This is a genomic window from Kitasatospora sp. NPDC001159, from assembly GCF_053598235.1.
This window is the reverse complement of sequence record NZ_JBSFJV010000094.1, coordinates 1-22618: the sequence shown is the minus strand read 5'-3', so window position 1 is coordinate 22618 and position 22618 is coordinate 1. Positions and strand designations below refer to the sequence as shown.

Genomic DNA, 22618 nt, shown 5'->3' with positions numbered 1-22618 from the left:
TTCTCAGGCGCGGGCCGCCCGGCCCACCCGGACGACGGTGAAGGCCAGGGCAGCGGCGGCGACGACGGTCAGCGCGGCCAGGCCGGCCGCGTAGGTCTGGTACGCGCCGTAGAGCGCGCCCATCAGCAGTGGCGGGACGAACCCGCCGAGGCCGCCGGCCGCCCCGACGACGCCGGTGATCGATCCGACCTTGTTCGCCGGCGCGAGCAGCGCGACCAGGGCGAAGGTCGCGCCGCTGCCTGCGCCGAGGGCGGCGGCCATGGCGAGGAAGGCCACGGTGCCCCCCGGCGCCAGCGCCGGGGTGGCGCTCTGGACCAGGGCGCCGAGCGCGACCACGGCGAGAGAGCCGCTCAGGACCCGGGCGGGGCCGAACCGGTCCGACAGCCAGCCGCCGGCCGGGCGCATCAGCACCGCCAGCAGCACGAACCCGGCCATCCGGTTCGCCGCGTCGGCCTGCGGGAGCCCGTAGGCGGTCTTCAGGTAGGTGGGGAGGTAGACGGAGAAGGCGACGTAGCCGCCGAACACGACCGCGTACAGCGCCGAGGCCTGCCAGGTGACGTTCAACCGGAACGTGGCGCGCAACCTCCGGGCCAGCGGCTCGGCGGGCACCTGGCGCCCGGGGGCGTCCCGCAGCAGCAGGAACGCCACGACCGCGTAGACGGCCAGCACGATCGCGGTGATCACGAACGGGGCCGCGAGGCCGTGCGCCTTGACCAGCTTCACCGTGGTCAGCGCGCTGATCGCGGTACCGCCCATACCCGCGCCGAAGACGCCGATCGCCATGCCGCGCCGCTCCGGCGGGAACCAGGCGTTGACGAAGGGCACGCCGACCGCGAAGGAGGTGCCACCGATGCCCAGGAAAAAGCCGCCGATCAGCAGCGCGGTGAAGGAGGAGTGCCCGGCGAGGCCGAGGTACAGCACCGGGACGATGGTGGCCGCGGACACCAGCGGCATCATGACGCGCCCGCCGTAGCGGTCCGTGAACGCGCCCACGGGGATCCGCCCCAGGGAGCCGACGATCACCGGGACCGCGACGAGCAGCGAGACCTGGAACGAGCCGAGGCCGAGGGAGTCCTTGAACCGGGTGCCCAGCGGGCTGAGCAGCGCCCAGGCCCAGAAGTTGAGGGCGAAGCCGAGGGTGGCGAGGGTCAGCATCAGCGCCCGTTGCCCGGAGGACGGCGGGCGCGCCGCGTCCGACGGCGCGGCCGCTCCGTCCGGGCCCTGCGCTCTGTCCGGGGTCTGTTCGATGCTCATGGTGGGGTGCCAACTTCCTTAAGGCTGAATCGTTCTGGTGGACAGTCGGGGATGGTGAGGATCAGGTGGCGGGTAGCGCGGTGGCGAGGAGGACGACTCCGAGCGATCCGACCAGTGAGGTGACGGCGAGTGCGCGGGCGAGTTCGGCGCGGCCCTTGGCGTGGGCCCAGCCGTGTGCGGCGGCGGCGAGCATCACCAGCACGAACAGGCCGAGCTTGGCCGCGAGGGTCCGCCCGTAGCCGGGCTCGGTCAGGGAGGCCCAGGTGACGCCGTGGTGTGCGGCCATCCCCAGTCCGGTGCCGAGCTGCAGCGGCAGGAACAGCGCTCCGGTGAGGAGGCCGAAGCGGCGGCCCACGTCGGCGGCGAGCCCGGCCGCGGTGTCCGGGGGAAGCCTGCGGCGGGCCAGTGGAAGGATCACCGCCGACAGGGCCAGCTGGCCTCCGACCCACAGCACGGCGCCGCACACGTGGAGGAACCGGATCAGGGGCCACAGCCCGATGCCGCTCATCACTTCACCTCCACGAGGCCGCGCGCCCCGGACTCGGCGTGACGCATGTCGTGGTCGATGAAGGCGTAGTGACCGGCCTGGGGGAAGGTCGTCTCGACGAAACCGCCCTGGGCGGGGGCCAGGTCGAGCACCTGCGATCCGCCGGGGGAGGACGGTGTGAGCAGGTAGCCGCCCTCCTTGAAGACGGTGTCGAAGACCGTGCCGACGATGTGGAAGGCGATTCCGTCACCGGGTCCGGCGGCGACCACCCAGAACCGGACCCGTTCGCCGGCCCGGGCCGTCAGCGGTGCCTTGGCGTACTGGGCGGCGACGCCGTTGAACGCCCAGGCGTCCGGGGTGCCAGCCTGCATCTTGGCCACCTGGGCCGTGCTGCCCGGCTCGCCCAGGTACAGCTCGGAGGAGACCAGCGCGTACTCCTGGTCGACCTTGGCCAGGCCCGGCGGGTCGATGATGACGGCGCCGTACATGCCGTTGCCCATGTGCTGGAGCATCGGCACGGCGCTGCAGTGGTAGAGCCAGGCGCCGGCCCGCTGCGCGGTGAACCGGTAGACCAGCCGCTCGCCCGGTCCGATCGTGCGCATCGGCCCGTCCGGGGCGAGGGCGCTGGCGTGGAAGTCGATGCCGTGGCCCATGTCGTCGTCGTTGACCAGGGTCACCTCGAAGGTGTCCCCGACCCTGCCGCGCAACGTCGGCCCGGGGGCGGTGCCGCCGAAGGTCCACATCTTCTGGGTCACCCCCGGGGCGACCTCGGTCTCGGCGTCCTTCGCGTGCAGTTCGATCCTGTGCACGGACTCGGCCGACGCAGCGGGCAGCGCGGCCGGGTACGGCTGCCAGCCGGACGAGAAGTCGGCCGCGGGATTCAGGCCGCCCGAGGTGCCGGCGGCGTGCTCCGTGGTGCTGGCGGCGTGCTCCGTCCCTCCGGCGGGCGCGACGACGATGGCCAGGGTCATCCCGGCGGCGCGGTGGCCCGGCACCGAGCACCAGGCCTGGCGGTCGGCGGTGATCGGCCCGAGGTCGAGCGTGCGACTGTCGCCCTTGCCGAGCATCGGGGTCGCAGGACCGTCCTGGACCGTGAGGTTGTGGCGCTCGCTGTCGCGGTTGGTGACGACCAGCCGCAGAGCCGTGCCGGGCTCGACCGTGATCCGGTTCGGGCTGATCCGCATGTCCGCGAGCGACACGGCCACGGTCCGGGTGCCCGTGGCGGGAGCCGGCGGGCTGGATCCGGTCCGCCCGGTCGCTCCCGTGCCGCTGCCCGCCACCAGCACGGCTCCCAGGGTGAGCGCGGTTCCGGCGGCCGTACCCAGCAACAGCGTCCGGTGGGAGGCCCAGGACCGCGGTGCCGAGTCGTCGGCGATCCTTAGGCCCAGCGCCGGTACCACGAGCAGGAGGAACGCGAGACCAGCCGCCGCTGCCAGCATCGCGCCCGCCGTGGCAGCCGGGTGCGGCAGCGGTAGTGCCAGCAGCGGCACGGCGAGGTTGAGCGCGACCAGCCGGGGAGGCCAGGCGAGGGAGAGCGTGCCCGTCAGATCCGCGCGTTCCCGCGATCCGCGGCTGAGGACCACCGGCAGCAGGTACGTCAGAGCTCCGAGCAGGGCCTGTCCGGCGAAACCGAGGAGCAGCACCGGGACGAGGGGCTCGATGTCGTCGTACACGGCCGTCAGGGGCCGGGTGAGCAACAGCCCCAGGTCGGCCAGCAGGGCCACCAACAGCCAGCCGAGGGCGGCGGCCAGCATCCAGGCGGCCGCCCGGGAGACCGGTGCCCGGCGGCGCAGCGTACGGACGAAGAGGCCCGCGGCGACCGCGATCCCGGCGGCGTACGAGGCGACACCCGCCGCAGCCGGCCAGCGCGCCCCGGCCAGCAGCCCACCGGCCGCCACCAGCAGGCCGCAGCCGGTCAGCCAGAGGACCCGGCGCGCCACGCGGCCGGTGCGCTCCCGCATCTGCACGCCCAACACGGTGGGCCAGAGCATGAAGAGGGTGCCCACCACCGGCAGCCCGATCCAGCCGAGCAGCATCACGTGGACGTGCGCGAGCCGCAGGCCCGCGTGCCACCGGTGGCCGACCGGGCCGCTCGCCAGCAGCCAGCCCAGCACCGTGCCGGTGATCAGGGCCACCGCGGCCACCCGGTAGTACGGGACGACCGGCTTCAGCCGCCCGCCCAGTGCGCCGCGCCCCAACCGGATCAGCGTCACCAGATGGGCGCCGACCGCCGCGATGAACATCAGGCAGGCGGAACTCGTGACTACCGGCAGATCCGCCCGGATGCCCGTGAGCACGCCGACCACGGCCACATTGGCGAGTGCGAGGCGGGCGTCGCTCCACCGCTCATCGGGCAGCCGGGTGTGCAGCAGGGCGACGGTGAAGTGCTCGCTCCAGAGCAGGACGGCGGTGGTGACCGCGCCCAGCAGGAACAGGTGCACGGCCAGCCAGCGCGCCACCGGCAACGTGTGTTCGCCGGTGGCTGCCAGCAGGGCCAGGCCCAGCCAGGCCGCCACGACAAGATGGGCGCGCCCGTGCCGGGTCCGCATCCGGGAACCCGCTCGCCGGGGTCTGCGGGGGCCCTGGCCTTCCGAAGTGCCGGGCTCGTTCGGTGTGTTGCTCACGATGCTCCTCGCGACCCGGCCGGAGCGTCGGCGGCGGCGGGCGGTAGGAGCGCCGCCAGTTCGCGCTGATAGGGGAAGGACCCCGGCTGGTAGCCGCACCACGGTTCTTCCGCGTACGGATCGCCGGTGAGGCCGTAGGCACGCGACCGGGAGCCGCCGCAGACCCGGCGGAACTCGCACCGGCCGCAGCGCCCGCCGAGCCGGTCTGCGTTCCGCAGGCCGGTGAAGAGCTCGGAGGTGCGGTAGATCTCGGGCAGCGGCCGCTCCCGCACGCTGCCCGCGGCGAGCGGCAGGAACCCGCTGGGGTGCACCGTGCCGGTATGGGAGACGAACACGAATCCGCGGCCGGCGTTGACGTCCAGCGGCGGTCGCCGGGCCCGGCGCTGCGCAGTGTCCAGTCCCAGCTCGGCGACGCGCTCACGCAGCCTGCGGTACAGCGGCCCGAGCCCGAGTGCCGCGACGTGGTCGTCGCCGGCGTCCGCCAGCAGCTGTCGTTGCAGCATGACGCGGCGGAAGTGGTGTGCCTCGGTGGTCTTGGCGGGCACCGTGAGGCCGATGTCGTACACGAGGTTGAGGACGTCCTCGACCTCACCGGGGGTCAGGGTCGCCAGCTCCCGGCCGCGTCCGACGGGTACCAGGAAGAAGGCGCTCCACAGCGTCGCGCCGTATTCGTGGACGACCCGGACGATATCGGGCAGGTCGACCAGGTTGTGCCGGGTGACGGTGGTGTTGATCTGGACCTTCAGGCCGAGCTGCCGGGCGCCGCGCCAGGCGTCAAGCGTCCAGCGGTAGACGCCCGGCACGCCCCGGAAGCCGTCGTGCAGCTCTGCGGTGGAGCCGTCGAGGCTCAGCGAGAGCCCGACCGCGCCGGCGTCGCGCACCGCTCGCAGGCTGTCCGCGGTGAGGGTGGGGGTACCGGAGGGGGAGACGGCTACCCGGACGCCCGTCCGGGTGCCGTAACCGATCAGTTCCAGCAGGTCGGGGCGTTGGAACGGGTCGCCCCCGGTGATCACGAAGAGCGGCGCGGGGTGCCCGAATGCCGCCACCTGGCGCAGCAGGTCCTTGGCGGCGCGGGTGTCCAGCTCGCGCGGGTCGCGGTCCGGGATGGCCTCGGCGCGGCAGTGCCGGCAGGCCAGCGGGCAGGCCCGGGTGGATTCCCAGATCACGATGAACGGTTTGTCCGTCACGTCCTGATGCTGCAGGCGGACGGCGCGGGCGCTCATCGCACGTTCGGTGCGGTCGGACACGCTGATACCTCCGGTTCGCTCAGGCATCAGCCTGCTGTGCCCGGGAGGTTCCGAGACCCCGCCGATGGTCCTGGCCCCGGGTACCGGAGGCCCTCATTCCGACAGGCGGAACCGGGCCTGCCTGCGGGGAGGTCAGGGACCTTCGGCCCCCGCGCGCGTCGGTGGCCGCTGCCTACCGTTTCGGCCCATGGAGCACGACAAGACGGCGGGTGGGAGCGGTCCCCGCAACGAAGAGAGATGGCCGCTGGCGGCGAGACGTCTGCTGACGCGCCGCGAGGTGTCGGCCGACGGTCGGGCGGTGTTCGGCACCGGCGGCACCGAGTGGGAGGGCTTCTACCGGGACCGCTGGTCCCACGACAAGGTGGTGCGGTCCACCCACGGGGTGAACTGCACGGGCTCGTGCTCCTGGATGGTGTACGTCAAGGAGGGGATCATCACCTGGGAGCACCAGGCGACCGACTACCCGTCCATCGGCACCGACTGCCCGGAGTACGAGCCGCGCGGCTGCCCGCGCGGAGCCTCGTTCTCCTGGTACACCTACTCGCCCAGCCGGGTGCGCTACCCGTACGTACGCGGCAAGCTGCTCAAGCTGTGGCGCGAGGCCCGCCGCCGGCTGGGCGACCCGGTGGCGGCGTGGGCCGAGATCACCGGCGACCCGGCCAAGGCACGGGCGTACAAGTCGGCGCGCGGCAAGGGCGGCCTGGTGCGCGCGGACTGGGACGAGGTGACCGAGCTCATCGCCGCCGCCCACGTGCACACCATCCGGGCGTACGGCCCCGACCGGGTGGCCGGCTTCTCGCCGATCCCGGCGATGTCGATGGCCTCCTTCGCGGCCGGCACGCGGTTCATGTCGCTGATCGGCGGCACCCTGCTGTCGTTCTACGACTGGTACGCCGACCTGCCGATCGCCTCGCCCCAGGTCTTCGGCGACCAGACGGACGTGCCGGAGTCCGCCGACTGGTGGAACACCGGCTACCTGGTGATGTGGGGGTCCAACATCCCGGTCACCCGGACGCCGGACGCTCACTTCCTGACCGAGGTGCGCTACAACGGCACCAAGGTGGTCGCGGTCAGCCCGGACTACGCGGACAACGTGAAGTTCGCCGACGAGTGGCTCTCCCCGCATCCGGGCTCCGACGGCGCCCTGGCGATGGCCATGGGCCACGTCATCCTGCGCGAGTTCCTGGTCGACCGGCAGACTCCGTACTTCATCGACTACCTGCGCCGGTTCACCGACGCGCCGTTCCTGGTCACCCTGCGCGAGCACGGTGAGCAGCTGGTGCCGGACCGCTTCCTGACCGCCGCCGACCTCGGCCAGGGCGGCGAGCACGCGGAGTTCAAGACCGTCCTGCTGGACGCCGGCAGCGGCGAGCCCGTCGTGCCCAACGGCTCACTCGGCTTCCGCTGGGGCGAGCAGGGCGAGGGCCGCTGGAACCTGGAACTGGGCGACACCGTCCCCGAACTCAGCCTGCTGGACCGGGCCGAGGACACCGTCGCCGTCGCGTTGCCGCGCTTCGACGAGGGCGCCACCGAGGGTGGCTCGGTGATGGTGCGCGGCGTCCCGGTGCGAAGACTCGGCGGGCGCCTGGTGACCACCGTCTTCGACCTGATGCTCGCGCAGTACGGCGTGCGGCGCCCCGGACTTCCGGGCAGCTGGCCGACCTCCTACGAGGACCCCGCGGAGCCGTACACCCCCGCCTGGCAGGAGACGATCACCTCCGTCCCGGCTGCCCAAGCCGCCCGGATAGCGCGGGAGTTCGCCCGCAACGCCGAGCGCACCAACGGCCGCTCGATGATCGCGATGGGCGCGGGCACCAACCACTGGTTCCACTCCGACACCATCTACCGGGCCTTCCTGGCGCTCACCACGATGACCGGCTGCCAGGGCGTCAACGGCGGCGGCTGGGCGCACTACGTCGGCCAGGAGAAGGTCCGCCCGCTCACCGGCTTCCAGCACCTGGCGTTCGCCTTCGACTGGCAGCGGCCCACCCGGCACATGGCGGGCACCTCGTACTGGTACCTCAACACCGACCAGTGGCGCTACGAGGCATTCGGGCCGGAGGAGTTGGCGTCCCCGCTGGGCGAGGGCAAGTTCGCGGGCAAGGCGTTCGCCGACTGCCTGGCCCAGGCCATCCGGCTCGGCTGGACCCCGGGCCACCCCGGCTTCAACCGCAACCCCCTGGACCTCGCCGACGAGGCGGGCGCCGCGAACCGCCCGGTCGACGACCACATCATCGACGAACTCCGGTCCGGCCGACTGAAGTTCGCCGCCGAGGACCCGGACGACCCGGCCAACTTCCCCCGGGTGCTGACCGTCTGGCGGGCGAACCTGCTCGGCTCCTCCGGCAAGGGCAACGAGTACTTCCTGCGCCACCTGCTCGGCGCCGACAGTGCCGTACGGTCCGCCGAGGCCCCGCCGGAGGCCCGACCGAAGGACGTCGTGTGGCACGAGGAGGCGCCCGAGGGGAAGCTCGACCTGCTGGTCGACGTGGACTTCCGGATGACCTCCACCGGCCTGTTCGCCGACGTGGTGCTGCCCGCCGCCACCTGGTACGAGAAGGACGACCTGTCCAGCACGGACATGCACCCCTTCGTGCACGCCTTCACCCCGGCCATCGCCCCGCCCTGGCAGGCCCGCACCGACTACGACACCTTCCTCGCCATCGCCGACCGGTTCAGCGAACTGGCCGCCGAGCACCTCGGGAAGCGCACCGACGTGCTGCCCGTGCCGCTCCAGCACGACACCCCCGACGAACTCGCCCAGCCCGGCGGCGTCGTCCGCGACTGGAAGGCCGGCGAGTGCGAGCCCGTGCCCGGCCGCACCATGCCGAGGCTGGTCACCATCGAGCGGGACTACGCCGCCGTCGCCCAGAAGATGCGCGCCATCGGCCCGCTGCTGGACACCCTCGGCACCACCACCAAGGGCGTCACCGTCCACCCCGACCGGGAGCTCGACGACCTACGCCACCGCAACGGCACCGTCGCCAAGGGCGTCGGCGCCGGGCGGCCCTCCCTGGCCGATGCCGAGTCCATGTGCGAGGCCATCCTCGCCCTCTCCGGCACCACCAACGGCCGACTCGCCACGGCCGGCTTCCGGGAACTGGAGAAGCGCACCGGAACCCCGCTCGCCGACCTGGCCGCCGAGCGCGAGGCCGAACGGATCACCTTCGCCGACACCCGCACCCAGCCCCGCGCCGTGATGACCTCCTACGAGTGGTCCGGCAGCGAGACCGGCGGGCGCCGCTACTCGCCGTTCGTCATCAACGTCGAGCACCGCAAGCCCTGGCACACCCTCACCGGACGCCAGCACTTCTTCGTCGACCACGACTGGATGGCCGAACTCGGCGAGCAACTGCCGGTCTTCCGACCTCCGTTGGACGCCCGCCGCCACTACGGCGACGAGCACCTGCACGACGGCGACCGGGCCGAGGTGACGGTCCGCTACCTCACCCCGCACTCCAAGTGGTCCATCCACTCCGAGTACCAGGACAACGCGTACATGCTGGCGCTCTCCCGGGGCGGCCCCGTGATCTGGATGAGCACCGCGGACGCCGAGAAGATCGGCGTCAAGGACAACGAGTGGATCGAGGCCTACAACCGCAACGGCGTGGTGGCCGCCCGCGCGGTGGTCACCCACCGGATGCCCGAAGGCACCGTGTACATGTACCACGCCAAGGATCGCACGGTGAACGTGCCGAAGACCGAGGTCAGCGGAAAGCGCGGCGGCATCCACAACTCGCTCACCCGGCTGCTGCTGAAGCCCACCCACCTGGCGGGCGGCTACGCCCAGTTCACCTACGCCTTCAACTACTACGGCCCCACCGGCAACCAGCGCGACGAGGTCACCGTGATCCGGCGCCGATCCCAGGAGGTGGAGTACTGATGAGAGTGCTCGCGCAGATCGCCATGGTGATGAACCTCGACAAGTGCATCGGGTGCCACACCTGCTCCGTCACCTGCAAGCAGACCTGGACCAACCGGACCGGCGTCGAGTACGCCTGGTTCAACAACGTGGAGACCAAGCCCGGCGTGGGCTATCCCCGCCGCTACGAGGACCAGGACCACTGGAAGGGCGGCTGGACGCTCGACAAGCGCGGCCGCCTGGTGCTGCGCTCCGGCAGCCGGGGCAAGCGGCTGCTCTCGCTGTTCGCCAACCCGGACCTGCCCGGCATCGAGGACTACTACGAGCCGGTCACCTACGACTACGACACCCTGGTCAGCGCCCCCGTCGGGCAGGACGTCCCGGTGGCCCGCCCGCGCTCGGTGCTCACCGGCGAGCCCACGGCCATCACCTGGGGCGCCAACTGGGAGGACAGCCTGGGCGGCACGCCCGAACACGGCTCGGGGGACCCCAACCTGCGCGGCGGCCTCGCCGAGAAGGTCAGGTTCGAGTTCGAGCAGACCTTCCTGTTCCACCTGCCCCGGCTGTGCGAGCACTGCCTCAACCCGGCCTGCGTGTCCGCCTGCCCGTCCGGCGCGATGTACAAGCGCGTCGAGGACGGCATCGTCCTGGTCGACCAGGACCGTTGCCGCGGCTGGCGGATGTGCGTCACCGCCTGCCCGTACAAGAAGGTGTACGTCAACCACGCCACCGGCAAGGCCGAGAAGTGCACCTTCTGCTTCCCGCGGATCGAGGCCGGCCAGCCCACCGTGTGCTCGGAGACCTGCGTCGGCCGGCTGCGCTACCTCGGTCTGGTGCTATACGACGCCGACCGGGTCAGCGAGGCCGCGGCCGTCCCGGACGAGCGGGACCTGCTCGACGCCCAGCGCAGCGTCTTCCTCGACCCGCAGGACCCCGAAGTGGTGGCCGCGGCACGGGCCTCCGGCATCCCCGAGGACTGGATCGACGCCGCCCGCCGCTCGCCCGTCCATGCCCTGATCTCCCGGTACAAGGTCGCCCTGCCACTCCACCCGGAGTACCGCACGATGCCGATGGTCTGGTACGTCCCGCCGCTCTCCCCGGTGCTCGACGCGGTCGGCGAGGCCGGCGGCGACGCCGACGACCCCGACCACGTGTTCGCCGCCGTCACCCGGCTGCGGATCCCGCTGGAGTACCTGGCCAATCTCTTCACCGCCGGTGACACCGACGCCGTCGCCGGCGTGCTGATGAAGCTCACCGCGCTCCGCAGCCACATGCGCCGCCGCTCCCTCGAAGAGCCGGTCGACGAGGCCCTGCTCGACGCTGTCTCCCTCACCCCCGAGGACGCCGAGTCACTGCACCGGCTGCTCGCCGTCGCCAAGTACCACGACCGCTACGTCGTCCCCGCCGCGCACAAGGAGGACGCCGCCGCCCTCAGCGGGCTGGAGAACCGCTGCCCGGTCGAGGCCTCAGACGGCCGGCCGACCGGCGGCGGAAAGGTGATGCTCGGCCTTCCCACCCCGCGCCGCACGACGGGAGGCCGGGCATGAACGCGCCGCGCACCCGCGTCCCAGCCCGTCCGGGCCGCACGCCCCAGCAGTCCGAGCAGCGCGAGCTCCTCCTGCGCCTGCTCTCGCTGCTGCTGCAGTACCCGGACGCCGAACTGGCCGCCGCACGGCCGGTGTTGGCCACCATCGTCGCGGATCTGGAGCCGTCGCCAGCCGCCGCCGAACTCGCCGCCTTCACCGCCTGGTGCGCCGAGCAACCCCCGGACGCCCTTGAGCGCCACTACGTCGAGGTCTTCGACCTGCGCCGCAAGAGCAGCCTCTACCTGACGTACTACCTGCATGGTGACACCCGCCGCCGCGGCATGGCTCTGCTTGCCCTCGCCCAGCGCTACCGTGCCGCCGGGTGGGACGCCGACGCCGCCGAACTCCCGGACCACCTCCCGATCGTCCTCGAATTCGCCGCGCTCGAAGGGCCGGGCAGCGGCGAGGCGCCGCTGCGCCAGCACCGGCGCGGACTGGAGCTGATCCGGCACGCTCTGGCCGACGTGGACTCCCCATACCGGCACCTGCTCGCCGCGCTCCTCACCCTCCTCCCACCGCCGACCGACGCCGATCTGGCGGCAGTGGCGGAGCTGGCCGCGGAGGGCCCGCCCGCCGAGGAGGTCGGGCTCGACCCCTACGCCGGCGACCTGTTCGCACCGCCGCAGACCTTCGTCCCGCCCGAAACCGCCCCGCCGACCCTGATCCCGCTGCTGCCGACCAGAACCAAGGAGGGCCACCGATGAGCCCCGCCGGCACCTCACTCGCCGCCGCCGCGAGCGGCGCCGACCTGCTCCTCTGGGTCGCGTTCCCGTACGCCTGCCTCGCCGTCTTCGTGGTGGGGCACGTCTGGCGCTACCGCCAGGACCAGTTCGGCTGGACCTCGCGCACCAGCCAGCTTCTGGAACACCGTTGGCTGCGCTGGGGCAGCCCGCTGTTCCACCTCGGCGCCTTCGCGGTGATCGGCGGCCACGTCGTGGGCCTCGCGGTCCCCGCCTCGTGGACGGAGGCGGCCGGGATCTCCGAGCACGCCTACCACCTGACGGCCGTCTCGCTCGGCACGGTCGCCGGGGTGGCCATGATCACCGGCCTCGGCATGCTCTGCGCCCGCCGACTGCTGACCCGTCGGGTCCGCCTCACCACCGACCGCAGCGACAAACTGCTCTTCCCACTGCTCTCGCTGACCGTCCTGCTCGGCTTCTCCGCCACCGCGGTGCACAACCTCATCGGCAGCGGCTACGACTACCGCGCCACCATCTCGATCTGGTTCCGCGGCGTGTTCGCCTTCCATCCCCACCCCGAGGCGATGGCGGGTGCCCCGCTGCTGTTCCAGCTGCACGCGGTCTCGGCCTGCCTGCTCTTCGCCGCCTGGCCGTTCACCCGCCTGGTCCACGTGTGGAGCGCCCCCGTCGGCTACCTGGTCCGCCCCTACCTGGTCTACCGCCGGCGACCCCTGCCAGCGGGGCGTCCGCGCGCGGCCGCGTCAGCGCGCCGCCGGGCCTGAGGCGAGCCGAGGAACGGCGCACACGTGCACGAGGAGCACCGAATGAAGAGCTGGATCGACGCGGTCAAGGAGGAACTCGGCATCGACCTCGACGTCGATGTCACCGAGCTGCTCGACATGACCCGGATCGTCGCCCACGGCGTGGCCCGCCCCGCCGCTCCGCTGACCGCGTTCCTGGTCGGCTACGCGGCAGCCCGCACCGGCGACGGTCAACAGGCGGTCACGGAGGCCAACCGCGCGGTCTCCCGACTCGCCGAGCGCTGGACGGCGGAGCGGTCCGAGGACGCGAGAACGGCATGAACCACCTGACACTCCCGAAGCGCGCCGAGCGCGGCGCACCGCACCGACGCGGCAACGACGTACGGGCGATGACGTGGGAACGGGCGAGGGCAACCGCCCGGCACAGCGCCGGAAGGCCGCTGCCCGCCGTCACCCGCGTCCTCCCCGAGGCCCTCGACCACGCCCTCGCCGAACCGCTGACGGCGCTCACCGACCTGCCGCCGTTCGACACCTCCGCGATGGACGGTTGGGCGGTGGCCGGACCGGGGCCGTGGCGGCTGCGCGGCGGCGGCATCCTCGCGGGCGCCGCGCCGGCCGCGCCGCTCGACCACGGAACCGCCGTGTCCATCGCCACCGGCGCCCCCCTGCCTCCTGGCGCGACGGCCGTCCTGCGCTACGAGCACGGCGGCCTGACGGCACCCGACGACGGGGTCCTGCACCACCTCACCCCGGACCCTGTGGCCCCGGGCCGCGACGTCCGGCCGCGCGGCCAGGAGTGCCGCCACGGCGACGTGCTCCTGCCGGCGGGCACCACCGTCACCCCGGCCGTGCTGGGCCTGGCAGCGGCCGCCGGCTACGACCGGCTCACCGTCCACCGTCGCCCGAGGGTGGAACTGCTGATCCTCGGTGACGAGTTGCTGGCCTGCGGCCTCCCGGCGGCGGGCCAGGTCCGCGACGCCCTCGGCCCCTTGCTGCCGCCCGTGCTGCGGCACGCGGGCGCCGACGTGATCGGGATCCACCGGGTGGAGGACGACGCCGGGCTGCTGGCCGACGCCCTGCACAGCTCGCGCGCCGACGTGGTGGTCACCACGGGCAGCACCGCCGCCGGGCCGGTGGACTTCCTGCACGACGCGCTCAGCGCGGTGGGCGCCCGACTGCTGGTGGACTCCGTCGCGGTACGACCCGGCCACCCGATGCTGCTCGCCGAACTGCCGGCTACCGCCGCGGGCCTGCCCCACCGGCTGGTCGGCCTGCCCGGCAACCCGCTCGCCGCCGTGGCCGGCACGGTGACCCTGGCCATGCCGCTGCTCCGGCAGCTGGCCGGACAGGCGGACCCGCCCCGCCGTGTCACCGCCGCTGCCGACCTGCCCGGCCACCCGCGGGACACCCGACTGCAACCGGTGACGCTCACGGCGGGCACCGCGACGCCGCTGCCTTTCGACGGCCCGGCGATGCTGCGCGGACTGGCGCTCGCCCACGGCCTCGCAGTGGTCCCGGCGGGTGGCGCGGCTGCCGGCACCACCATCGAAGTCCTGGAGATGCCCTGACGGCGGCACACGTCGGTCTCGGCTCTGGTCTCGGTCGCACGTTCGGGCCGCAGTGTCGGACCGTGCGGGCCGTCAGGGGAGGGCGGCGGCGCGTTTGACGATGCGCGGGACGGGCGTGGTCAGGGCGACCAGGCGCCCCAGGTCGTGGAAGCGGTAGCGGCCGTCGGCCCGGGGGTCCAACAACCCCGCGTCGACGAGGCGTTCCAGGGTGTGGGTGGCCGCGGGTTCGGCCGTGCCCAGGGCGGCGGCGGCCTCGGGGGGCGAGCAGTCCGGGCGGGTGGCGAGTCGTGGCAGGGCGGCGGCGAGGTCGTCCGGGAGCTGCTCGTGGGTGCGGCGCAGTTCGGCCTCGACGCAGAGGTCACCGACCCGCAGTTCGGTGAGCCGGCGGTCCCCGTCCCGGAGCCGGTCGGCGACGGCGGCGACGCTCCAGGCGGGTCGGGCCGCGAGCTTGACGGCGGCGACGCGCAGGGCGAGCGGGAGTTGCCCGCAGGCCGTCGCGATCGCCTCGGCCGCGGCCGGCTCGGCGGCGATGCGGGCGTGGCCGGCGACGGCGGACAGGAACGCGACCGACTCCTCCGGCGCCAGCGGGCCGAGGCGCAGGGCGAAGGAGGGGGCGAGCCCGGTCAGGCGGGCGCGGCCGGTGACGAGCACGGCACACGAGGGCACGTCCGGCAGGAGGTGGCGCAGCTGCTCTTCGTCCCGGGCGCCGTCGAGCAGGACCAGGACCCTTCGTCCGGCGAGGGCGGCGCGGTAGCGCTGCGCGCGTTCGGCGGGCCGCTCCGGTGCGTCCCCGGTGGGCTCGCCGAGCGCGCGCAGAAAACCCGCCAGGATGTCGGCGGTCCGGCCCCCGGGGCCGTCGAGCCGCGCATGGAGCTGGCCGTCGGGGAAGGCGGAACGGACGGCCCTGGCCGCCCGCACGGCCAGGGTGGTCTTGCCGACGCCCACGGCGCCCGAGACCACCACGACTGGTGCGCCAGCCCCGGCACCGCCGAGGAGGGCGTTCGCGAGGAGGTCGACCTCGGCCGCTCGACCAGTGAAGTCCCCTATGTCTGCTGGTAGTTGGGCCGGGGGTGGGCTCGCAGGAGCGGCGGCGGGCGGCGCGAGCGCGGGGTCGGCGCACAGGATCAGCCGCTGCAGCCGCCGCAGCTCCGGCCCGGGCTCGACGCCGAGTTCACCGGCGAGCACCCGGCGGGTGTCGGCGAACACGTCGAGCGCCTCCGCCTGCCGGCCGGCACGGTACAGGGCGGTCATCAGCAGCCCCCGCAGGCTCTCGCGCAGCGGATGCCCGGCGGCCAGCGCGGTCAGTTCCTCGACGAGTCGCAGGTGCTCCCCGAGGCCGAGTTCGAGCTCCAGGCAGTGTTCGAGCACGGTCAGCCGGCGCCCGGCGAGCCGCTCGCGCTGCCGCTCGGCGTCGGGGCCGGGGACTCCGGAGAGCGCCGTGCCCGTCCACAGCGCCAGCGCCTCGCGGTAACGGCGGACGGCCTCGGCCGGCTCGCCGCGGTCCCGGTGCCGCCCGGCCGCGTCCGCGAGCAGGTCGAACTCCGCCGCGTCCAGACCCCGGTCCGCGAGTTCCAGGACGTAGCCGCCGGCCCGGGACACCAGGACGGCCGCCGCGTCACCCCCCACCGCGCCGATCGCGGCCCGCAGCCGGGAGATGTGGTTGCGCACCACCGCACCGACGGAGGCCGGCGCGCTCTCCCCCCAGACCATGCGGGTCAGCGCCTCGACCGTGACGACCTGCCCGGCGCGCAGTGCCAGCGCCGCGAGCACCGCCTGGCGCTGCGCGGAGCCGGGGGCGACGTCACGGCCGCCGTGGCGGACCCGCACCGGACCGAGCAGGGCGACCCGCAGTCCCTCCATGCCCCGCCCCCGCTCCGGCCGACACCGTCTCCGACCGTCACCCCCGTGGTAGCGGCCACCCTGTTCAGCGCCGCGCCGTCGTGGTGCGTCACCTCCGCCCGCCCGATACGGGCGGCTTCGGCGTGATTGTTCCATGCGCGCCCGACACGCCGCACCGGCACCGGGAGGATCGGCGCAGGCCGGAGCCGCTAGGTTGGTCCGTCCCGCCACAGCGGGCAGGCCGGGGACCGGTCCGGAGGACGGGCGCCTCCGGGGTGGCGAACGAGAAGAACGACGAACGGAAGACACGTGACCAACCTGCGGATATCGCTGCTCGGCCCGGTCCGGGCGCACCGCGGCGATGCGGAGCTCCCACTCGGCCCGGCGCAGGCCCGCGCCGTACTCGCGATGCTCGCCGGAGCCGAGGGCCGCGTGGTCACCACCGGGGAACTGGTCGACGGCCTGTGGGGCGAGGCGCCGCCGAACCACGCGATCGCCGCGATCCGCAACCACGTCTCCCGGCTGCGCGCGGTGCTGGAGGAGGACCGCGGCGAGCCTCGGGTGCTGGTCTCGACCGGCGGTGGCTACGCGCTCCGGGTGGCCCCCGACGCGACGGACCTCGCGCGCTTCCAGCGGCTGGTGCAGGACGCCGCCCGGCTCCGCGTCGAGGGCGATCCGGCCGGTGCGGCCGAACGGCTGCGCGAGGCTCTGGAGCTTCCGAGCGGTACGCCGCTGGAGGGCGTCCCGGGCAGCCACGCCGAGCAGCAGCGCCAACGGCTCGCCGGGCGCCGGCTCGCCGCCCTGCGGGAGCGCCTCGACCTCGACCTGGCGCTCGGCCAGCATGCCCTGGTGGTTGACGAACTCATCGCCCTGGCAGGCGAGTTCCCATTGGATGAAGGCATCGCGGCACTGCTGATGACAGCACTGTTCCGCAGCGGACGCCAGTCCGAGGCCCTGGAGGCCTTCGCCGTCACCCGCCGCGCCCTGGACACCGGCCTCGGGGTCGAGCCGACCCTCCCGCTGCGCGAGCTGCACGGACGGATCCGGCGCCGCGACCCGGCACTCCACGCGCCGGCACCGGCCTCGACCGCCCCCGCCGCACGCCCGGAAGACCGCCCACGCCCGGAGCAACTACCCGCCGACGCGTCGGAGTTCACCGGTCGCCGGGAGCTGGTCGAGTCCCTCGCGCAGCTGGTGGAGACGCCCTCCGCGTTCGCCCCCACCGTCGTCACCGTGGCCGGCATGGGAGGCGTCGGCAAGACCGCGCTGGCCGTGCACGTCGCCCGGCGGATCCGGCACCGCTTCCCCGACGGGCAGCTCTACGTCAACCTGCGCGGCGGACGCCCCGACCCGATGGAACCCGGTGCCGTCCTGGTCCACTTCCTGCGCTCGATGGGCGTGCCCGAGAGCGCCGTCCCCGAGCAAACCGAGGAGCGGTCCGCGCTGTTCCGGTCGCTGCTCGCCGAGCGCCGCGTCCTGGTCGTGCTGGACGACGCCCGCGACCTCGCCCAGCTACGGCCGCTGCTGCCGGGCTCCGAGCACGGCGCCGTCCTCGTCACCAGCCGTTCGGGACTGCTCGGCCTCGCCCCCACCCGGCACGTGGACCTGGACGTCCTGCCCCCGGACGAGGCGCTCGAACTGTTCGCCCGGATCGCCGGCCGCGGCCGGGTCACCGCGGAGCCCGACGCCGCCCGCGACCTGCTCGCCGCCTGCTGCCACCTCCCGCTGGCCATCCGGATCATCGCCGCCCGCAGCACCCTGCGCCCGGACTGGTCACTGGCCGCGATCGGCGCCCGGCTGGCCGACCGGCGGCAGCGGCTGGCCGAACTCAGCGTCCACGACCTGGCCGTGGAGGCGTGCTTCCAGCTGAGCTACGACCAGCTGCCGCCGCCCGCCGCGCGCGCCTTCCGGCTGCTGGCCGTCCCGCAGACCGCCGACCTGTCCCTGCCGGCCGCCGCCGCGGCCCTGGAACTGACCGAGCGCTCCGCCCTGGACCTCCTGGAGGGCCTGGTCCACGCCGGTCTGCTGGAGGCCCCCGCTCCCGACCGCTACCGCTACCACGACCTGCTGCGCCTGTTCGCCCAGGCCCGGGCGGAGCAGCTCGACCCCGAGGAGGAGCACGCCGGTCTGATCCTCCGGATGGTCGACCAGGCGATGGCGACGGCGACCAACGCCTACCGCGCCGTACGGCCGGGCCATGCCGTGCCGGACGTCCTCACCCCGGTAGCGGTACCCGGACTGCCGATGGCCGGCCGTACGGATGGCCGCCGCTGGTTGACCGAGGAGGGCGACAACCTGCTCGCCCTGGCTGGGCAGGCGCTCGGCCTCGACGGCGCCCACGCCACCGTCGCCGACCTGCTGCTCGCGCTCGACCCGCACCTGGAGACCGGCTTCCGGTGGCGCGAGGTCATCGGCGTCTGCCGCCGCGCCCTGGGCCTCGCCGCCGTCCACGGGGACACCCGGGCCGAGGGCCGGGCCGGGTACCTGCTCGGCGGCGGTCTGATGCAGTTGAACGAGCTGGCGGAGGCCGAGACCGTCACCGCCCGGGCGGCCGAGCGGGCCAGTGCCTGCCGGGATCTGCCGGTGCTGGCCGAGACCACCAACGTCCGCGCCATGATCGCCCATCGGCGGCAGCGCACCGGCGAGGCCCTCGCCCTGCACGACGAGACCCTGCGCCTCGCCGAGGACTGCGGCAGCACCTGGACCGCGGCGAACGCCCTGGCCACCAGCGTCATCTGGCTGCTCAGCACCGGAGAGGGCGAGCCCGCGGTGCGGGCGGCCGAACGGAGCCTGGAGCTGTTCCGGACGCTGGGCGACCCGCTCGGCGAGGCCTACGCCCTGCACTCGATCGCCCGCACCAGGCGTTACCTGGGCGAGCCCGACCGAGCGCTCGCCCTGCACGAGGAGGTGCTGGCCCTGGCCCGCGCCCAGGGGTTCGCGGTGTTCGAGCCGGGCTGCCTGATCCACATCGCCGAGTGCCACCTCGCCGCCGGCCGCCTGGCCACGGCGGTGGAGCGGGCCGAGCAGGCGGTGGCCGCGAGCCAGCACCTGCACGACCGGGGCGCCGAGGCCGTCGCCCTCGACACCCTCGACCGCAGCCGCGCCGCGCTGGCGGAGGCGGAGGCTGCGGAACGCTAGGGCCGGGCAGGTGGAGCTCCGCCCGGGTCTACGGCTCCGACAGCGCCGCGGCCAGCCCCGGGCGCCCGTCGATGCCGAGCTTCCCGTAGGCGTGCGTCAGGTGCACCTCCACGGTGCGCAGGCCGACGAACAGGTGCTGGGCGATCTCCCGGTTGGTCATCCCCTTGGCGGCCAGGTCGGCCACCCGGCGCTCGGTCGGGGTGAGGGCCCCGACCCCCTGGAAGGTCCGGGTGCGGGGGCGGTCGCCGGCCGCGCGGAGTTCCTCCAGCGCCCGGTCGGCCACCAGCGCGGCACCGCACACGTGGGCCGCCGTGACGGCCTCCTTGAGGCGGTCACGGGCCTCCGCCAGCCGCCCGGCGCGGCGCAGTTCGGCGCCGAGGTCGCCCAGGGCCTGCGCGTGCCGGGAGCGGGCGGGGGTGCCGGCCAGCATCCGTACGGCTTCGCGCAGCAGGCCCAGGCCCTCCGGGCCGCCGGTGGCGAGGGCCAGTGCCCGCCGGGCCACACCGATGTGCTCCGGGACGCCCCAGTGCTGGGCGAGTTCCAGCTCCTCCGCCGCCAGGGCCCGGGCCGGCTCGGGCTCACCGAGCGCCAGGTGGGCCACGGCGGCCTCGGAGCGCCAGGGGTAGATCCACGGGCAGCGCATGCCCCGGGCCTCGGTCCGCCTGCCGCACTCCAGGAAGTCGGCGATCGCCTCCTCGGGCCGCCCTTGGGCCGCGCGCAGTCGGCCGCGGGCCAGGTGGGCGTAGTCGTTGATCCAGTGCCCGTTCAGGTCTCCGGTCAGCTCGGCCTGCTCCAGGAGGGTCTGCGCCTCGTCGAGCCGGCCCTGCAGGACCAGCGCGTCGGACAGCGTGGCCGCCGCCAGGACGCTGTGGCTGTGGTGCGGGTCGATGCCGATCTCCCGGAGCGTCACCAGGGCGGCCTGTGCCTCGGCCTGGCAGTCCGGCACCCGGCCGAGCTGCCCGTACACGGACGCCCGGATGATGCGGCTGTGGGCGAGCGCGAAGGCGGAGCCGCGGGTACGGGCCTCCTCCACCGCCGCGTCGGCGTAGCCGAGGGCCAGCTCGGTCCCGCCCGCGGCGCCGAGCAGGAGGACGGCTCCCGAGTAGACGAATGACTCGTCGTCGATCGGGTTCATCCCGTGGGTGAGCGCCTGCCGGACGAGGGCCACGGCCTCGGCCGGCGACTCGCCGCGCACGAGCGCGCGCAGGCCGAGCAGGGCGGCCAGCGGCCGCTCGGCCGTGGTGCCCGCGGCGTCGCCGATCCGCAGCTCCATCAGACGGGGCAGCACACCGGGCGCGGACTCGGCCTGGTGCAGGCCGGCGAAGATCTGGTCGATCTCCAGGCGCAGCGCGAGGACGGCGTCGGTGTCGCGCAGGGAGTCGGCGGTGCCTTCGAGCACCGCCAGGCCGTCCGGGTAGCGGTCGACGGCGAACAGCGCGCCGGCCAGACGGCGCGCTCCGGCGGCCCGCTCGGCCGGGTCATGGGAGAGGTCGAGGCCGAGCCGCAGCTGACGGATCGCCTCCGGGACGTCGAAGGCGAGGCCCGCCTCGCCCAGCCGGATCACCAGGGTGGCCCGGACGGCGTTCGGGAGCGGCTCGCGCAGCGCGCGGCGGAGCAGCACGGCCGCGCGGTCGGCGGCGCCGGTCCGCATCGCCTCGGCGGCGGCACGTTCCATCACCTCGGGCACCCAGGGGAGCCCCAGTGGCGCGTGGAGGGCGTGGACGGCGGTCAGCTCCGCACTCTCGCCCTGGCTGACCATCAGCTCCGCGGCGCGCAGGTGCACCTCCTGCCGGGTGCTGGGGAGGACGTCGTCGGCGAGCGCGACCCCGATCATCGGGCAGACGAAGGAGGCGGTGTGCTCGGTCCGGCGCATCAGGCCGGTCCGCTCCAGCGCGTGCACGGCGTCCTGGACAGCCGACTCCGGCAGGCCGGTGGCCGCGGCGACCAGGTCGAGGGGCGGGGTGCCACCGAGTACGGCGACGGCTCCGGCGACGGTGCGCGCGTTCGGCCCGGCGGCCCCGACGACCAGGTCGAGGGCGCGGCCCACGTCGGCCGGGACGTACCGGGTGAGCCGGGCCGCGGTCTCGGCGTCGGGTCCGCTGCCGGAGTCCTTGACGGTGCGGAGGAGGGCGTGCAGCAGGAAGGGGTTGCCGCCGGTCACCGTCCGCACGGCCGCGCGGAACCGCTCGTCCCCCGGGTGGCCGAACACCTCCTCGACGACGGCGGCGACAGCCTCGCCGTCGAGGGCGGTGAGGTGCAGCCGGTGGCGGAACAGCGGAGCCAGCAGCCCGAGTCCGTCCTGGTCGGCGGACGCCAGGGCGGGGCCCGCGGTGGCGATGACCAGCACCGGCACCTCGCCGGCCCGGCGCAGCAGGCGCTGGAGCCAGCGGAGGGAGGAACGGTCGGCCCACTGCAGGTCGTCGATGCCGATGACGAGGCGGCCCCGGTCGGCGAAGCGGGCGGCCAGCCAGGACAGGCCGGTCAACGTCGCCGGGCTCGGGCCGTCGACGGGCACGGGGGCGTCGGAGCGCAGGATCTCGGCGGCACGCGCCGCCGGACCGCTCAGCGGGGTGGCGGGGCCGTCCGCGGCGCCGAAGAGCACCGGTTCGAAGAGCTGCCGGGCGATGCCGAACTCCACCCCGGTCTCGGCCGGGTCCGCCCAGGCCGACAGCACGGTGTCCCCGTCCCGGCGGGCCCAGCCGAGCACCTCGCGGAGCAGCGAGGTCTTGCCGGCGCCGAATTCACCCTGGAGCAGGACGAAGGCGTCATAGGCATTGTCCTGGCGCAACAGGCTTGCCAGTATGTCGAGTTCACGGTCCCGGCCGATCAGGAGGGGCTCGTCGGGCCGTCGGCGCGGCAGGGCGGTGAGCGCGCCGGTGACCGGGACGGTCTTCCGGGAGGTGGACTTCAGGGCGGCGGTGTTCACGGCGAGGAGATCAGGCATCGGTGCTCAGGGTGCTGGTCGGTGTACCGGACCGGCCGGTGGCCGGGTGGCGAGCCGGACGACCGGAGGGGCGTCGACAACGCCGCCCGGTCATCCGGCTCGACCCGCATCCTGCCGCGCGTGTGTAACTGCCGGATAAGTTTTCGCGCCCCAGGCGATTATGGCCGCCCGGGGCGCGTGCACTGCGTCGGCCTGTTCAGCCGTTGCTCGGCGTGTGTCAGTTGTTGCTGCCGGAGGGCGGGAGCTGGGCCTGGATCTGGCTCATCACGGAGGGGTCGGCGAGGGTGGTGGTGTCACCGACCTCGCGGCCCTCGGCGATGTCGCGCAGCAGGCGGCGCATGATCTTGCCGGAGCGGGTCTTCGGCAGCTCGCCGACGACCTTGATCTGCTTCGGCTTGGCGATCGGGCCGAGCGTGCGGCCGACGTGGGCGCGCAGTTCCTCGACCAGCTCCGGGGTCTCGGTGACGCCGCCGCGCAGGATCACGAAGGCGACGATGGCCTGGCCGGTGGTGGCGTCGGTGGCGCCGACGACGGCGGACTCGGCGACGGCGGGGTGGCCGACCAGGGCGGACTCGACCTCGGTGGTGGAGATGTTGTGGCCGGAGACGAGCATGACGTCGTCGACCCG

The 22618-nt window shown here is 74.1% G+C and carries 13 protein-coding genes and 1 pseudogene; 7 read left to right on the top strand and 7 right to left on the bottom strand.

What is annotated here, in order from left to right:
* Positions 1 to 3 precede the first annotated feature (3 nt).
* From ACWC9T_RS32975 to ACWC9T_RS32960, 4 genes are all read right to left on the bottom strand, one after another.
* Positions 4 to 1155 (bottom strand): MFS transporter, encoded by a 1152-nt coding sequence (locus ACWC9T_RS32975; RefSeq protein ID WP_449824733.1) that lies wholly within the window; start codon positions 1153 to 1155, stop codon positions 4 to 6.
* 160 nt (positions 1156 to 1315) lie between these two features.
* Positions 1316 to 1762 carry a hypothetical protein gene (locus tag ACWC9T_RS32970; protein ID WP_449824725.1) on the bottom strand — a complete coding sequence of 149 codons (447 nt, stop codon included), beginning with the start codon at positions 1760 to 1762 and terminating at the stop codon, positions 1316 to 1318.
* Positions 1762 to 4257 carry a multicopper oxidase domain-containing protein gene (locus tag ACWC9T_RS32965; RefSeq protein ID WP_449824724.1) on the bottom strand — a complete coding sequence of 832 codons (2496 nt, stop codon included), beginning with the start codon at positions 4255 to 4257 and terminating at the stop codon, positions 1762 to 1764. Before ACWC9T_RS32965 ends, ACWC9T_RS32970 begins: the two co-directional genes overlap by 1 nt.
* 104 nt (positions 4258 to 4361) lie before the next feature.
* Positions 4362 to 5612 (bottom strand): TIGR04053 family radical SAM/SPASM domain-containing protein, encoded by a 1251-nt coding sequence (locus tag ACWC9T_RS32960; protein WP_449824723.1) that lies wholly within the window; start codon positions 5610 to 5612, stop codon positions 4362 to 4364.
* Between the two features lie 187 nt (positions 5613 to 5799).
* Here ACWC9T_RS32960 and ACWC9T_RS32955 point away from each other — a divergent pair, with 187 nt between their 5' ends.
* From ACWC9T_RS32955 to ACWC9T_RS32930, 6 genes and pseudogenes are all read left to right on the top strand, one after another.
* Positions 5800 to 9495 (top strand): nitrate reductase subunit alpha, encoded by a 3696-nt coding sequence (locus ACWC9T_RS32955; RefSeq protein ID WP_449824722.1) that lies wholly within the window; start codon positions 5800 to 5802, stop codon positions 9493 to 9495.
* A complete protein-coding gene (narH, locus tag ACWC9T_RS32950) occupies positions 9495 to 11021 on the top strand; it encodes a nitrate reductase subunit beta (RefSeq protein WP_449824721.1) in 1527 nt (508 codons plus the stop codon). Before ACWC9T_RS32955 ends, narH begins: the two co-directional genes overlap by 1 nt.
* Complete coding sequence (gene narJ, locus ACWC9T_RS32945) at positions 11018 to 11764, top strand: nitrate reductase molybdenum cofactor assembly chaperone (RefSeq protein ID WP_449824720.1); 747 nt, start codon at positions 11018 to 11020, stop codon at positions 11762 to 11764. The genes narH and narJ overlap by 4 nt, the downstream gene beginning before the upstream one ends.
* Positions 11761 to 12522 carry a respiratory nitrate reductase subunit gamma gene (gene narI / locus ACWC9T_RS32940; RefSeq protein ID WP_449824719.1) on the top strand — a complete coding sequence of 254 codons (762 nt, stop codon included), beginning with the start codon at positions 11761 to 11763 and terminating at the stop codon, positions 12520 to 12522. The genes narJ and narI overlap by 4 nt, the downstream gene beginning before the upstream one ends.
* 36 nt (positions 12523 to 12558) lie before the next feature.
* Positions 12559 to 12822 (top strand): annotated as a pseudogene (locus tag ACWC9T_RS32935) (DUF6457 domain-containing protein); the annotation flags it as partial.
* Positions 12819 to 14069: a molybdopterin molybdotransferase MoeA gene (locus ACWC9T_RS32930; RefSeq protein WP_449824718.1), complete on the top strand. Its 1251-nt coding sequence runs from the start codon at positions 12819 to 12821 to the stop codon at positions 14067 to 14069. The pseudogene ACWC9T_RS32935 and the gene ACWC9T_RS32930, both read left to right, overlap by 4 nt.
* Before the next feature lie 72 nt (positions 14070 to 14141).
* Here the strand turns inward: ACWC9T_RS32930 and ACWC9T_RS32925 are convergent, their stop codons facing one another.
* Positions 14142 to 15929 carry a BTAD domain-containing putative transcriptional regulator gene (locus tag ACWC9T_RS32925; protein WP_449824717.1) on the bottom strand — a complete coding sequence of 596 codons (1788 nt, stop codon included), beginning with the start codon at positions 15927 to 15929 and terminating at the stop codon, positions 14142 to 14144.
* 288 nt (positions 15930 to 16217) lie between these two features.
* Here ACWC9T_RS32925 and ACWC9T_RS32920 point away from each other — a divergent pair, with 288 nt between their 5' ends.
* A complete protein-coding gene (locus tag ACWC9T_RS32920; protein WP_449824716.1) occupies positions 16218 to 19046 on the top strand; it encodes a BTAD domain-containing putative transcriptional regulator in 2829 nt (942 codons plus the stop codon).
* Between the two features lie 28 nt (positions 19047 to 19074).
* On the opposite strand, the gene ACWC9T_RS32915 is transcribed toward ACWC9T_RS32920, so the two are convergent.
* Entirely contained in the window at positions 19075 to 21990 is a 2916-nt protein-coding gene (locus tag ACWC9T_RS32915) for an AAA family ATPase (RefSeq protein WP_449824715.1), read from the bottom strand.
* Between the two features lie 217 nt (positions 21991 to 22207).
* Positions 22208 to 22618: AMP-binding enzyme (locus ACWC9T_RS32910; RefSeq protein WP_449824714.1), on the bottom strand; the 411-nt coding region annotated here is incomplete at its 5' end.